The 14,124-nt window shown below is 37.4% G+C and carries 11 protein-coding genes; 4 read left to right on the top strand and 7 right to left on the bottom strand.

Features of this window, described 5'->3' with window-relative positions; genetic code table 11:
* Window positions 1-127: 127 nt before the first annotated feature.
* Together gfa and CTN01_RS02260 are read right to left on the bottom strand one after the other, a co-directional pair.
* Window positions 128-733, bottom strand: a complete 606-nt coding sequence (gfa, locus tag CTN01_RS02265; RefSeq protein WP_045150427.1) for an S-(hydroxymethyl)glutathione synthase — start codon at window positions 731-733, stop codon at window positions 128-130.
* A 137-nt stretch (window positions 734-870) separates the two neighbouring features.
* Complete coding sequence (locus CTN01_RS02260; protein WP_005368435.1) at window positions 871-2,097, bottom strand: NAD(P)/FAD-dependent oxidoreductase; 1,227 nt, start codon at window positions 2,095-2,097, stop codon at window positions 871-873.
* A 458-nt stretch (window positions 2,098-2,555) separates the two neighbouring features.
* Between CTN01_RS02260 and CTN01_RS02255 the strand changes: the two genes are divergently transcribed.
* Window positions 2,556-4,235 carry an alkaline phosphatase D family protein gene (locus CTN01_RS02255; protein WP_045150426.1) on the top strand — a complete coding sequence of 560 codons (1,680 nt, stop codon included), beginning with the start codon at window positions 2,556-2,558 and terminating at the stop codon, window positions 4,233-4,235.
* Window positions 4,236-4,469: 234 nt separating this feature from the next.
* Window positions 4,470-5,135, top strand: coding sequence for a hypothetical protein (locus tag CTN01_RS02250; RefSeq protein ID WP_230627079.1), 666 nt, complete (start codon window positions 4,470-4,472; stop codon window positions 5,133-5,135).
* A 68-nt stretch (window positions 5,136-5,203) separates the two neighbouring features.
* On the opposite strand, the gene budA is transcribed toward CTN01_RS02250, so the two are convergent.
* The 5 genes from budA to CTN01_RS02225 form a co-directional block, all read right to left on the bottom strand.
* Window positions 5,204-5,923 (bottom strand): acetolactate decarboxylase, encoded by a 720-nt coding sequence (gene budA / locus CTN01_RS02245; protein WP_005368429.1) that lies wholly within the window; start codon window positions 5,921-5,923, stop codon window positions 5,204-5,206.
* 12 nt (window positions 5,924-5,935) lie between these two features.
* Entirely contained in the window at window positions 5,936-7,600 is a 1,665-nt protein-coding gene (alsS, locus tag CTN01_RS02240; RefSeq protein WP_045150425.1) for an acetolactate synthase AlsS, read from the bottom strand.
* 240 nt (window positions 7,601-7,840) lie between these two features.
* Window positions 7,841-9,031, bottom strand: coding sequence for a NupC/NupG family nucleoside CNT transporter (locus tag CTN01_RS02235; protein WP_045084342.1), 1,191 nt, complete (start codon window positions 9,029-9,031; stop codon window positions 7,841-7,843).
* A gap of 676 nt (window positions 9,032-9,707) precedes the next feature.
* Entirely contained in the window at window positions 9,708-11,174 is a 1,467-nt protein-coding gene (locus CTN01_RS02230) for an MltF family protein (RefSeq protein ID WP_045150424.1), read from the bottom strand.
* The gene (locus CTN01_RS02225) at window positions 11,171-12,346 is read right to left on the bottom strand and encodes a vWA domain-containing protein (protein ID WP_244156123.1); all 1,176 of its coding nucleotides are present in this window, start codon (window positions 12,344-12,346) and stop codon (window positions 11,171-11,173) included. The genes CTN01_RS02230 and CTN01_RS02225 overlap by 4 nt, the downstream gene beginning before the upstream one ends.
* 204 nt (window positions 12,347-12,550) lie before the next feature.
* Between CTN01_RS02225 and CTN01_RS02220 the strand changes: the two genes are divergently transcribed.
* Window positions 12,551-13,453 (top strand): hypothetical protein, encoded by a 903-nt coding sequence (locus CTN01_RS02220; RefSeq protein WP_230627077.1) that lies wholly within the window; start codon window positions 12,551-12,553, stop codon window positions 13,451-13,453.
* Window positions 13,454-13,531: 78 nt separating this feature from the next.
* Window positions 13,532-14,017 (top strand): YehS family protein, encoded by a 486-nt coding sequence (locus CTN01_RS02215; RefSeq protein ID WP_045084340.1) that lies wholly within the window; start codon window positions 13,532-13,534, stop codon window positions 14,015-14,017.
* The last annotated feature ends 107 nt before the right edge of the window (window positions 14,018-14,124 follow it).

Genomic DNA, 14,124 nt, shown 5'->3' with positions numbered 1-14,124 from the left:
TTTATTTTTCTATTCGTTAATTAAATATTAATTAGCGAATGGAAGTATTCTAAAGTTTTATTAGGTTTAAACAATCTGTTTTACAGTAAATGATTATTACTGATTAGGAATAATCAAATTTTTATTATTACTTCTTTTGTTGTGCTACATGGTCAGCAATTACATCCATTAATGCAGGTGATAAGCAATCGTAAGGTTCCATACCTAATTCTTCAATACGAGAACGAATAGCACCCATTTCTTTAGGATCAACACCTGCTTCAATTAGAGATGATACAAATGCTGCAAAAGTAGGCTCAGACCAACCTTGCTCTGCTGACAGTTCAGTATGTACAAAATCTAAGCCGTAGAATGGGTGGTTAGTATCTTTAATACGACCATACATATGTACACCACAGTCTTTACACGCAAAACGCTTAATCACAGCTGCGTCATCAACAACTTTTAGTTTGTCTGCATTTGCTGTTACTGTTACTTTATCTCGAGGAATAACAGCAACTTGTGAAAATAATGCGTCTTTAGGTTTCCAACATTTAGAACAACCACAAATATGGTTATGTGCTGTTTGACCTTCTAAAGATACAGTCACTTTATTTGAACGACAGTGGCATTGTAGTTTACCGCCATTTAAAGAGTTATTTGTTGGTGTAATACCACGATTAACGGCCGGGTGAATGTTAATGATGGTAGGGCGATCATTTCGGTTAAATAGTTTAGCGAATAGCTTTAGCATTATTAGACTTATTAATTTAAGGTGTGGCAATACACTATTAATAAAAATAGTAGATGAATATAATTTAAATTTATTATTTTTATATAATGGTCAATATACGAAATATATTGACCATTATTAAGAGATTTAACTAGCGATTAAATACCGCTAGGTTTAAATACAGCTTTAAGGCGTTTTGCAATCATCAAACGTGAAACAGTAAACATCCCCGTAACTGTACGTTGGTGAAGACGGAAAATTGTATCGTATAGACGACGAATTAGACGTCCTTGAAGAACCATTTTCCCTTCCATTTTTGAACCAGGCGCAAATGAGCCTACTGCAAAATGGTGACCAACAGCAACAACCATACCGCCATCTTTAAATTCGAAGTCAGTTAATGGTTTACCACGTAGCATTCCACCAAGGCTTTTTGCTAAGTGAACGGCTGCACGGTTAGCCGCTTGTGCTTTAGGTGGAACAAAGCTGCCATCAGCCTGAGGGATTGACGCACAATCACCTAAAGAGAAGATGCTATCATCAACCGTTGTTGTTAAATTAGCATTTACCTGAATTTGGTTCATACGATTATAACTTAAACCGCCAATACCGTTTAGCCAATCTGGCGCTTTAACGCCTGCAGCCCAGAACTGTACGTCAGCATTTAACTCACGGTTGTCAACTGTTAGCATACCTTTTTCAGTGACTTCACGAATACGTGTATCAAGAAGAACATTCACGTTATTACGCTCTAGCTCTTTTTGCACTTTTTCTGACATTTTTTCAGGGCTATTTGGTAATACACGACCAGCAGCTTCAATCAAGTTGATATGCAGTGGTGCACCATTATAGCGTTGAAGTTTCTGGCTAACACGAGCAAGCTCTGCTGCAAGCTCAACACCCGTCGCACCAGCACCAACAATATTTACTGAGCGATCTTCACTTGCTCGAAGGATCAGGCTAACTTGATGCCATGCCTGACGAGCTTGACTTGCTGAGTCTAAGAATAAGCAATGATCTTTTGCACCAGTGGTATTAAAGTCATTACTTACCGCACCAATAGCAATAACAAGGTAATCGTATTTTAAAGCCGCTTCTGTACCATCAGGACGACGAACAGAAAGCATTTTATTATCACGATCAATATCTGTCATCGCGGCTTGGTAATGTTGATAGCCATGACGGGCACCATGGGTGAAATAACAAACTGTATCTAAGTCACTATCAAAAGTTCCTGCTGCGATTTCGTGCAAACGAGGTTTCCAGAAGTGATGCGTTTCTGGTTCTACAAGAATAATTTCATCTTCTTTTCGTACGGTTTTTGCTAATAGAGTTGATAACTCTAAGCCTGCGGCACCGCCACCTACAATAACGATTCGTGACATACGAATTCCTCAAAGGCACCCTGGACTTCATTCCTCAGGGGATGGTTTGACCATCATTAAATTAATGAGCTAATCCGTTGCTACTCTATTATTTTGTGAACATGCCTATATGGAATGGCATGCTCTATCATTTATTAGATGAATTTCATTGATATAAGACAATGAAATCCACCAAAATTCAAGTTTTGTGAGATAAAGCAGGATTTTTTTTTTTCAAAACCGCACTTTTTTCGATAGGAGGTATTATATTTATTTCATGTAAGATGATAATAACCATAAATGACAAATTACTTTTACTGTAAGGTAACAATATAATGCCTTAGAGGTATTTTTTGTTGCTACTGTGCTCATTTTGAGTGTTTTGTTAATAAAAATTACATCTCCCTCAAACAAAAACGTCATAAAGACATGCGATATTCTGCCTGGTTTGACCAGTTATTATATTTAAAGGAATAGATATGTCGTTATCACGTCGAGGATTTGTAAAAGCACTATCATCAGCAGCGATGGTTACTTCGCTTACAGGATGTAATAGTAATGATGAACAGCAACAAAAATCGAAAATTAAGGTTGGCTTTAATCACGGCGTTGCTAGTGGTGATCCTTTACAACAAGCCGTTATTATTTGGACACGTATTACTACAGATGCACGCTTAATTAACGTTCAATGGCAAGTTGCGACTGATGAGCAATTTATGCAGATTGTTACTTCAGGAGAGGTTACGACCGATAGCGTAAAAGATTTTACAGTAAAGGTAGATGTTAATGGTCTACAACCTAATCAACAGTATTATTATCGTTTTGAAGCAAATGATACGTTAAGTCCTGTAGGGCAGACTAAGACTTTAGCTGAAGGTGAGCTTGATAAAGCGTCTATTGCCGTCGTGTCATGCTCTAATTTTCCTGCTGGTTACTTTAATGTGTATCGAGAAATAGTTAAACAGCACCAAACTTCACCTATTAATGCAGTACTACATTTAGGCGATTATATTTATGAATATGGGGCTGGGCAATATGCCACTGAAGATGCACAACGTTTAAATCGTATTCCAAGTAAAGAGTCTGAATGCATTACTTTAGATGATTATCGCAAACGTTATGCGCAATACCGTAGTGACAGTGATCTTCAAGCGTTACATGCGGCATTACCAATGATCGCTATTTGGGATGATCATGAAATAGCCAATGATACATGGCGAGAAGGGGCTGAGAACCATCAACAACAAGAAGGTGACTTTTCTCAACGTAGAGCTGCAGCTGCGTTAGCTTGGTTAGAATGGTTACCTGTTAGAGAAAACCCTGTTTCTTCTATGATCACCTATCGAGACTTTAGCTTTGGTGATTTGTTTGACTTATATATGTTAGATACCCGTGTTGTCGCACGAGATGAACCGCTTGATTACTTTTCGCTGACAGATACATCGATTGAATCTATTTCTGGGTTAATTCAACAGGCACGCGCTCCTGAACGCAAGTTACTCGGCAATGATCAAAAGCAATGGCTCAGTGAGCGTATGACAACGAAGACGGCTAAATGGTCATTGTTAGGCCAACAAGTGTTAATGGGTAAGATTGAAATGCCAAGTAGTGTCATGATGGGGCTATTTCAATTATTTCAGGCAAGTGATGCAAACAAGCCAGCTGCGATGATCGCGGTACAGAATGCAATTAATACCTATTTATCTGATCCAAGTTCAGACCCATATTTACTTCCATATAATTTAGATGCTTGGGACGGGTTTTATATGGAGCGTGAATGGTTATATGGCGTGACGACAAAGTTAAATAAACAACTTATTACGTTAGCAGGCGATAGCCACAATGCTTGGTGTAGTGAATTAAGTGATCATAAAGGAAATGGGGTGGGGATTGAGTTTGCAACAAGCTCGGTGACTTCTCCCGGATTAGAAAAATATTTAGGGTTAGACTTGCAAACAATTGGGCAGATGGAATTTATTCTACCGCAATTAGTTTCAGATCTTCAATGGGTTAATTTAAAACAACGTGGTTTTATTCGTTTAGATATTGATCATCAGCAAGTGCTTTCAACGTGGCACTTTGTTTCGACGGTAAAAGAGAAAGAGTACCAAGTAGAAACTCAGAAGCTGGTGAGCAAAAATGGATTAATGGTCAGCTAAACCTATTTATACTTAACGATGAATAACCTGATGAATTGCCGCTTGGTGAATGAGTCAGGTTTTTTTATACATATATTAATATCTGCTCAGAAAATATAAGTAATCGATACTTTTTGTTTGGCAGTTAATCTTATGATTTATATCATAAAATATCGCATTTTAAAGCGTAAGATAGCATAGTGTGGTGGTGGAATTTTACTGCTTCTTGTTTCTATGTCATTGCAAGGCTTAACGATGTTCAAAAAATCAAAGTTTATTTTAAAATCCCTCTTATTACTCAGTACCGTTGTGACTACAAATGTGAGTGCGACTGAGCTTGAATCTATGATCCCGACGACGTTAACAGGTAAGTTAAATTATGCGACCTTAAATTATTGGGTAGATACGCCAGACGGCCATCGTTATGAACTGCTTATTAATGAAACCAATGAACCATTTATTATGGATAAGGTTGGGGAAAAGATAACCTTGAATGGTGCTGTATTGACCTATTCAGATAAAAGCCAATTTTTTCAGCCTAAGTTTGAACGAGCCCCACAAGCTAAGCCGTTAATTCTTACTAAGAGCACTGATGATGATGCCGCTAGTTTATATTTGGACAGTAATAAAATTTATACGTCAGAAGAATACGTTGATGTAGGTGTAGAAAAAGAATTTCCAATCAATAATGGTAAAGTAAGTTTAGTGTGGTTATCGACCGGAGGGACGGCATGTCCTGCTATGTTTATCTATGTTGTAGCGAGACAAAACTCATTGCCATTGATGACTTCTGAATTTGGTAACTGTAGTGATATACCAACAGTTACGAATAATAAGAAAGAAATTACCGTTTCACTACCTGGTAATCCTGCGCAAACATGGGCATTTGATCTGAGTGATTTTAGATTGTATGAAAAATAAGGGATAAAAGAAAAGGAGCGTATTTAACGCTCCTTTTGTTATTAAGAAATACCTAATATTTTAAATTTTTATTTCTCAGTTACATGGATCGCAGTTTGTAGATCTTCAGGGTGAAGATCTGCGCGATCAAATTCTTGTGAGGCGGGCATACGAAGGTGGAAATCTTTAAATATTTCAACTTCAACATTACCTTCTGTGAGAATAAAGTCACTCACATGACCACCTTGAGTACGATCATCACTAATAAAGTGAAAGTGGAATCCTGGCACATTAATACCAATCATATAGTCTGGTATTTTAAAACCAATCATCACACCTGAAACATGTGTCATTTCAGCAATAGGTTGATGCTTAACAACTTCAACCATAGGTGGATAAGGGCGGTGCTGAGCAGGTACTGTACGTGTTTTCACATACGAGAACTTACCTGTTAAACGAATGGCATTAATTGCGTTATGAGCGAGTAGATCTTGCTCTAAGCACGTTTCAAATTCTTTTTTACTTAGTTCAATTAAACTCAGTTTTGCTTTTGGCTCAAAGTTAACAACCGAAGCAAATGGCGTGGTGATATCGTGATCAACAAGATGAACATCGCCAGTGCTTGTAAGCTGGTAAACTTCATCACCCATTACAATCATTTCACCGTCAAGATCATTAAAGGTACCAATACCAAAGTTACCATGATCTAATAACTGACCAATTGTGAAATCACCTTGATATAACCCAGCAATTAATGCACTCATCATTGAGGTTTGGTAGAACGTTTTGTTATGTGTTTCAGCACTCATGTGATGCTCCTATTAATCTTGTTGGCATGGATGAAGTTGATCAAGTAGGCGACTGTTATCGCTATAATCAATATTGACGTTGACCAATACTGGGCCACTTAAGCTCATAGCTTTTCGCATAATAGGCTCAATATCATCGGCAGTATTGATCGCTAAACCATGTGCGCCGAAGCTTTCTGCGTACTTAACAATATCAGGACCTATAAAGCTGACGGCACTCTCTCGACCATACTTTTTAAGCTGTTGGATCTTAACCATGTCATAACTGTGATCTGTCCAAACAAAGTGAACGATATTACATTTATGACGCACGGCCGTGGCTAATTCCATTGATGAGAATAGGAAGCCACCATCACCAGACATGGAAATTACTTTTTCATTAGGGTGAAGAAGGGAAGCTGCAATTGCCCAAGGTAAAGCTACGCCCAATGTTTGTTGACCATTGCTGAACAATAAACGACGAGGTTCAAAGCTGTGGAAGTAACGTGCCATCCAAATATAAATAGAGCCTACATCACAACATACAGTGGTGTCGTCACTAACAAAGCGACGTAAATCATGAACAAAACGAAGTGGGTGAACGCCGTTTAATGAGGTTTTATTTATCCCCATCTGCATAATATGTTGTAAATCGTGGCGTAATAATTGGATCTGTTTGTTGCTCTCTAAGGATTCTCGCTTATCTAATTCAGAAGCAATAGACGTAACAGACACCGCTAAGTCACCCACAACTTCACAAACAGGGTTATAGCTAATTTCTAAATCTGCTTGTTGATAACCAATATGAATAATTGGTGTGTTTGCATCTTTATTCCAAAGAATCGGATCGTATTCAATTGGGCTGTAGCCAATGGTAATGATTAAATCTGCACTGTTTAATGCAATATCACCGGGTTGATTTTTAAATAAGCCAACACGACCTAAAAAGCAGTTGTATAAATCATGAGAAATAACCCCAGCTGCGGCAAACGTATTCACAACGGCAATTGGTGTTTGTTTGAGTAGTTGGCGAATAGCATCAGCAACAAAAGGCTGGCTTGCATCCATGCCCAGTAATAACACCGGATTTTTTGCAGCATTAATACGATCAGCAGCCTGACGAATAGCTTGTGGGTGTGCACCACCGAACAAAATTGGATTAGGCTGTTGTACTGGCTGGTAAGGAATACGGTTAGTTAGAATATCTTGCGGTAGACTAACAAAGCTAGCACCTTGGGTAGGTTGCTCTGCAATACGAAAAGCTTTATGTACAACATCAGATACCGAGCTGCTATCCATCACTTCTGCTGAAAACTTGGTGATAGGAGTAAACAGTGAACGGGTATCCATGGATTGATGAGTATTGTGAGAATACATAGAAAGAGGTACAGCACCTGCAAGTGCAACCACAGGATCACCTTCACTATTCGCTGTTGCAACGCCTGTGACAAGGTTTGATGCGCCTGGTCCAGAGGTTGCTAAACAAATGCCTGCTTTACCCGTTAAACGCCCTGTTGCTGCTGCCATAAACGCTGCATTTTGTTCATGATGACAAATAATGATTTCTGGTCCGTTATCACAAACAGCATCGAAAACAGCATCCACCTTTGCTCCAGGAATACCAAAAATGTGTGGAACGTTATGTGCATTTAAAGTTTCAACAACCAGTTCAGCACCAGAGACGGTTTTATCCGACATATAAGCCTCAAAATTATATTTATTAAGTTAATAGGCTCAGGACATTGTTCGTGAATTCGAATTTTATGTGATGAGTGGCACAATTCTATGTATTTATCATACAAATCAAATAACTGAAAATGAAAGTTAAATTCTCAATTTAGAGATAAATAGGGGAGGGGGAACTTACGATGTAGTAAAAAAGCCAGCCTTCATATTATGAAAGACCGGCATTTTAGAGGGGAGTGGCAATGACAACGATTAGATCATGATGCCTGCAATTAACGCTGATAGAAAACTAACGAGCGTTGAACCGTAAAGTAAACGTAAACCAAAACGTGCGACCATGTTTCCTTTCTCTTCGTTCACCCCTTTAACAGCACCAGCAATAATACCGATAGAGCTAAAGTTAGCGAATGACACAAGGAAGATAGAAACAATACCTACGGTGTGCGGTGTTAATTCACTTACTTGTTTTTGTAGTGACAGCATTGCTACAAATTCGTTAGCAACAAGCTTGGTTGCCATGATACTGCCTGCTTGTAGGGCTTCATGGGCAGGGATACCCATGATCCATGCAAATGGATAGAAAGCATAGCCAATAACATCTTGGAAGTTGATGCCAAACACAGCATCAAAGCCTGCATTAATCATTGAAATTAGTGCGATAAAACCAATCAGCATTGCCGCTACAATAACCGCGACTTTAAAGCCAGTAAGAATATATTCTCCTAACATTTCAAAGAACGTGAGTTTCTCACCACTTTCAGCGGCCATCATCTCATCAATATTCATCTCTGCTTCGTGATCATATGGGTTAATGATAGAAAGAATAATAAAGGTACTAAACATGTTTAGAAACAAAGCAGCCACGACGTATTTAGGATCGATTAGCTTCATGTAAGAACCGACGATAGACATCGATACAGTTGACATCGCTGTTGCCGCTAGCGTGTACATGCGACGCTCAGACATTCTACCGAGAATATCTTTATAGGTGATGAAGTTTTCAGACTGTCCGACCATTAAGGCACTAATAGCATTAAAGGATTCAAGTTTACCCATGCCATTAACTTTTGATAATAAATATCCAAGGCCTTTGATTACATAAGGCAATACTTTGATGTGCTGAAGAATACCAATTAGTGCTGAAATGAATACGATTGGCATTAGAACACTTAAGAAGAAGTTAAAGCCATCATTATTAGATAGGTTGCCAAAGACGAAATTAGTTCCTTCTGCGGCAAAATTGAGTAACCCATTGAATCCATCAGCAAATTCTTTAACGATCCCTGTACCTATTGATGAGTTAAGCAAGAAGTAGGCTAATCCCATTTCAATAAGCAGTAGCTGAATAATATATCGGTACTTGATGTTTTTACGGTTATTACTTGCAACAAGTGCTAGGGCAGCGATAACGACTAACCCTAAAACGAAATGTAGATAGACCATGTTTGGTTGCTCTCAGTGTGATTCTTGTCAATCAATGTACTTATGTTTAAACATTTCTTTCTTACTAAAAGTGATTTATATCTCACTTTTTAGTGGCGTAATTTTCTGTCATTATTAAATGCCTAGATGATTTACGATTGCGGCAAACGATTGCACTTTGAAAGAGCCCTGTAGTTACTGGGATGTCGTTATACGCTTAAATGAGTCTCTCATCAATATACTAAATTAGTATAACTGTGAGCTGAATCTCACCTGTAATATGATTAAAAAAGCTTTATTTATAGCTTTTAAAATATAACAGTAGGATAGTCGTTAAAAACTCGATGATTAAATAAACAGTTGTGTTTTATATGTATATCTAATGTTATTTTTAATGGTGTTCATTAAATATGGAAAATAATATTTTAGATAAATAAATTTCAGATTTTTTTAAATATGATTCAATGCTGCGCTTAATATTCATTTACCTTACGAAAGAAAATATTATATTCGTGATAATTTAGTGGAATAGAATCGATGAAAAAATCCTCTAAAAATCGTAAGCTATGGTACTTCCATCGACACGATCAGCGTAATGAAACAAAATTAAATAAAAACCTAAAGACTAAATAATGCATGGATGGCTAACTTACGTTGATCGTCTAAGTTAAAGACGGTTCAACGTAAGTAAGAATATTTATTCAAGAATGGTTGGGACATCAAATCGATAAGGTGGAACAAAAGGTCGGACACCTTTCTCTCGGTGTTTTTTTAAACGCATCAATTGCTTATAGACAATATAGTAACGATTGATATTAGTAACATAGACAACAGGTTGTTTGCCTATGTGTTTCCTTGTAATAATTTCAACATTATTAAACCATATATCAGGGTTGTAGCCTTTTTCCTTTGCATAACGTCGCATTTTTCTAATATTGCCAGGGCCTGCATTATAAGAGGCGAGTGTCATATACATTCTATTATCAAAGGTTAGGCGGTTATCATCTAAGTAGTTATTTTGGATATAGCGCATATATTTTATACCCGCATGAACATTATTACTTGATATATAAATGTTAGGAATATTTATATATTGATCTCTTGCTGTACTTGGTAGCACTTGCATGATGCCAACGGCACCTTTATTTGAGACTTTATGTTGATTAAGCCCTGATTCTTGGAAACCCTGAGCCATCATCATTAAATAATCAAAGTCATATTCTGTAGAATATTTAAAAAACAGATCAGAAAGTTTCTCCATTTTATCAATATTACTATGACTCAATAGATTTGTTATCCAACCTTGATTATCTAAATACTTGTTATAAACAACATTCCCTAATAATGTTCCTGACTTTATTTGTTCAATATACCGATTAACCAATTTCATTAATTTAGGATTATCTTTTCTCATCGCCCACGCTATTTCACCGTTTTTCCTTAAAACGAAAGCAGAATTCATGCGTAATTTGGGTAATATCTTGTTCCATATTTTCATCTTATGATCATCTAAAACGGTCATATTCATCAACCCGAGATTAACCATTTCTAATAATTCATAATCTTGCAGTGTTTCTTCTATGAAATGGATCTTCATTGGTGCAAGGCGTTGCAGTAATAGACGGTTATTGACTTCAAGCAGGCTTTGATAGTAACTCGAACTTTTTCTTACCCAGATTTCTTGATCGCTGAGTTGCTCTATTTTGGTTATTTCAGGCGAATCGATATTATTAATAATAACTTCTGAAATATCGCTAAGTACAGGCTCACTAAAGGCGACTTGTTTTTTGCGTTGCTCAGTAATGGTTAAATTTGCTACGGCAAGATCACCATGTCCGGCAATTAAGAATTTGATGAGCTGATCTCTATGTACAGGGATCACTTGAATATTAAGCTTTGGATAAGTTTTATGAATATCTAACTCAAAGTGGTGAAGTAATTCAGCGATAATACCTTTAGGAAGGCCATCTTCAATATAATAAAAACCTAAGTCAGCCGAAACTAGTACTCTTATCACTCTTTTTTTTTCAAGGACGCTAAGATCGCCTGTGTAAGTAGGGCCTATAAGGGGGGATAGTGTTAAGCCTAGAGCTGTACTAGAAGTAAGGAGTAAAGCTAGGAACAGCAATAAAGGTAATAACAGCCTTTTTAGTTGGTTGTTCATGGGAAACTAAAGCCTTTTGATTTAGCTTGATCCTGTATGGTTAAAATAATCGCATTTCCCAAGTCATCTTTTGACTTTGTATTCTCATTTTTTGATTGTTTAATGAAGGTTTTTCGTTTTTGCTCTAACGTTGATATTTGTTGTTGTAGTTGTACTCTTTGTGCAATTTGTTTTTTTAGCTTTTCGGTGATTTGTTGATCATTTAATCCCTGATAGTGCTGCTGATCTTTTTTCGCGTTCGTTATACCTTGCTCTAAATTTTCTTGAGCTAGGGAAATCAGATCCCAATCTTGGGTTTTATATTGCTTTCCTGCTTTGGCAATACTGCGCTCTGTGCTACTGGATTTAGAAAGACGAGATGCATTAGTGTCTTGAGCGATTTGCTGGCTTTTCTTGCTTGCCCCTTTTGCGCCATAACCGATGTAAGTGTCGTTAAGTTTTCTACCTAGTTCGATGATATCATCGTCGTAAGGGGTCTCAATATGGGGGGCTTTCTTCTTATGATCGATATTCAGATATTTGCCATGGCTCAGCAGTGCAGGTGTTGCCCACTGTAATTTACGACCTTTTAAATGGGGGCCGCAATATAAGGTGTTGATGATGATACCTTTACTTACTGCCAGAGGAATAGCATGGCTAATCGGAATATCACCTTGTTGAAACTTTTCATTACCCGCAATGATGATTAAACGAAGATCGTCTTGATGGGAGCTCCACTGTAAACGGTTTGTTGCCTCTTGAATTACTTGTGGCGCATATTCTTTACTCCCTCCAATCTTTATTGCAAATAGTGCTTCTGAAAATTGGTCTAGATCTGAGGTAAGTGGTGAGAGTAAGCGTAAATAACCATCATATTTTGATTGATGTTCAACACCATATTCAAACAATGCAACTTGTAATGTAACAGGGTGATCCTGTTTATTAGCTGTTGCAATGGCATTGATGATTGACCAGATCTGTTCTCTTGCCTGATTGATTAATCCTCCCATAGAGCCACTAGCGTCGAGTAAGATCGCCACTTGAATTGTGGGACCTGTACGAGTAAAAGGTATGGGCGTGTTTATATTTTTTGTTTGTTCTGGCTGTAAAGTGTCAGGCAATACGAGTGCTGGTGGCTTTTTATCACTACTACTATAGGTTGGAATAGAGACCACCAAAAGAAAACTGAGCATTAATAGTCGTATCAGCATAATATCTCGCATATCAATATATTGAGTGCTACATGTCAGCGTACACTAAAAACTAATTCTCTAAGTATGGTTGGTAAGCGCTATTTGTGCTGAGTTTGAGGCAATATTTGTGGTTTCTTATAACCAGCTAGCGGCTATAAATGCATGCTAAGTCATCACGTATTTTAATTTAATAGGTTTGTTTCTGTGGCGGATATATTTAAAAAAAACATTTATCTGATGGTGGTTTTACTCGGTCTATCGGGTTGTAGTTCAGCGTCTACGTATTCAGTGCGTAAGCCTTTAGAAGTTGATGTGCTGGCAAACTTACCAGAGGTTTTAAATGAATCATCAGGTCTGGCGATTATTAATGGGCATGTATGGTCGCATAATGACAGTGGCAGCCGAAATCAGATTTATCAACTGTCTTCTAATTTTCAAACTGTCACAAAAACGGTGACGGTTAAACGCAGTAAAAATTATGATTGGGAAGATTTAGCACAGAGTAAACGCTATTTATACATTGGTGATACAGGAAATAACTCAACACGTCGTGATGGTGGTGTGATTTATAAAGTACCACTCGCCTCGCTTGAAAAAGGCTCGTCAGTTACGCCTGTCTCAACTATTCGATACCGTTTTAAAGATTTTAAACCTGGTAAAACGTATCAACATAATTTTGATAGTGAAGCGATAACAGTTGTGGATGATCAATTATGGTTATTTAGTAAAAATTGGCAAAATGAGCATACCAAGTTATACCGACTCAGTACGACTAAATCTAACCAGGTAGTCTCACCTGTTGGGGATTATTTAACAGAAGGGCTAATTACGAGTGCTGATTATAACGCCAAGACTTCAACTCTGGCGTTATTGGGCTATCGTAAAGATATTTTTTTAGGTTATTCCTTTATTTGGTTAGTTAAAGTAAAAGACAATCAGCTGGATTGGTCAACAGCCAAATATAAGCGTTTAAGAATTTATTCACAGTGGGAAGCTGTACATTGGTATAAAGACAATAAACTCTTAATCACCAGTGAGAAGAATCCATTAACTAAAGCGATGATAGCAACGGTAGATGTGTCATCTTTGATCAATGCAAGTGAATAACCCTGCAACATCTGCTAGTATCAGCCAAAATTTAGCTGTGATCCCCATGAAGGGGCAGCCTATTAAACTGGAAAAACTGTGACTAATAACGATATTTTACGCCGTGTACGCTACATCTTTGATCTAAATGATAGCCAATTAATTGAAATCTTTGCACAAGCAGATGTAACTGTAACTCGTGAGCAAGTATGTAACTGGTTAAAGCCAGAAGATAATGACGATTACAAAAGCTGTTCAGATGAAGAATTAGCAATGTTTCTTAACGGCTTTATCAATCAAAAGCGTGGCAAGAAAGAAGGTCCACAACCAGTACCAGAGCAAAAGCTAACGAATAATATTATTTTTCGTAAGCTGCAAATTGCCTTAAATCTAAAAGCAGATGATGTATTAGATTTGTTTAAGCTGGTGGATTTCCGTTTAAGTAAGCATGAATTAAGTGCGTTTTTCCGTAAGCTAGATCATAAACACTACCGTGAGTGTAAAGATCAGGTGCTACGTAACTTTTTACAAGCATTACAGATCAACTTCCGTGGCGATGAATCTGCGACGGTAGAAGCCGAATAATTTGTTGTCGTTGTAGACATAACACAATAAATCGAAAGTGAAAAAAGCAGCTTTGGCTGCTTTTTTTACATCTGTAATATCAGGTTGCATGTGATTCTTATTAGAAA

The organism is Photobacterium angustum (genome assembly GCF_003026365.1).
Lineage (GTDB): Bacteria > Pseudomonadota > Gammaproteobacteria > Enterobacterales > Vibrionaceae > Photobacterium > Photobacterium angustum.
The sequence above is the reverse complement of the archived record's forward strand: the minus strand, read 5'-3'. Positions and strand labels throughout refer to the sequence as shown.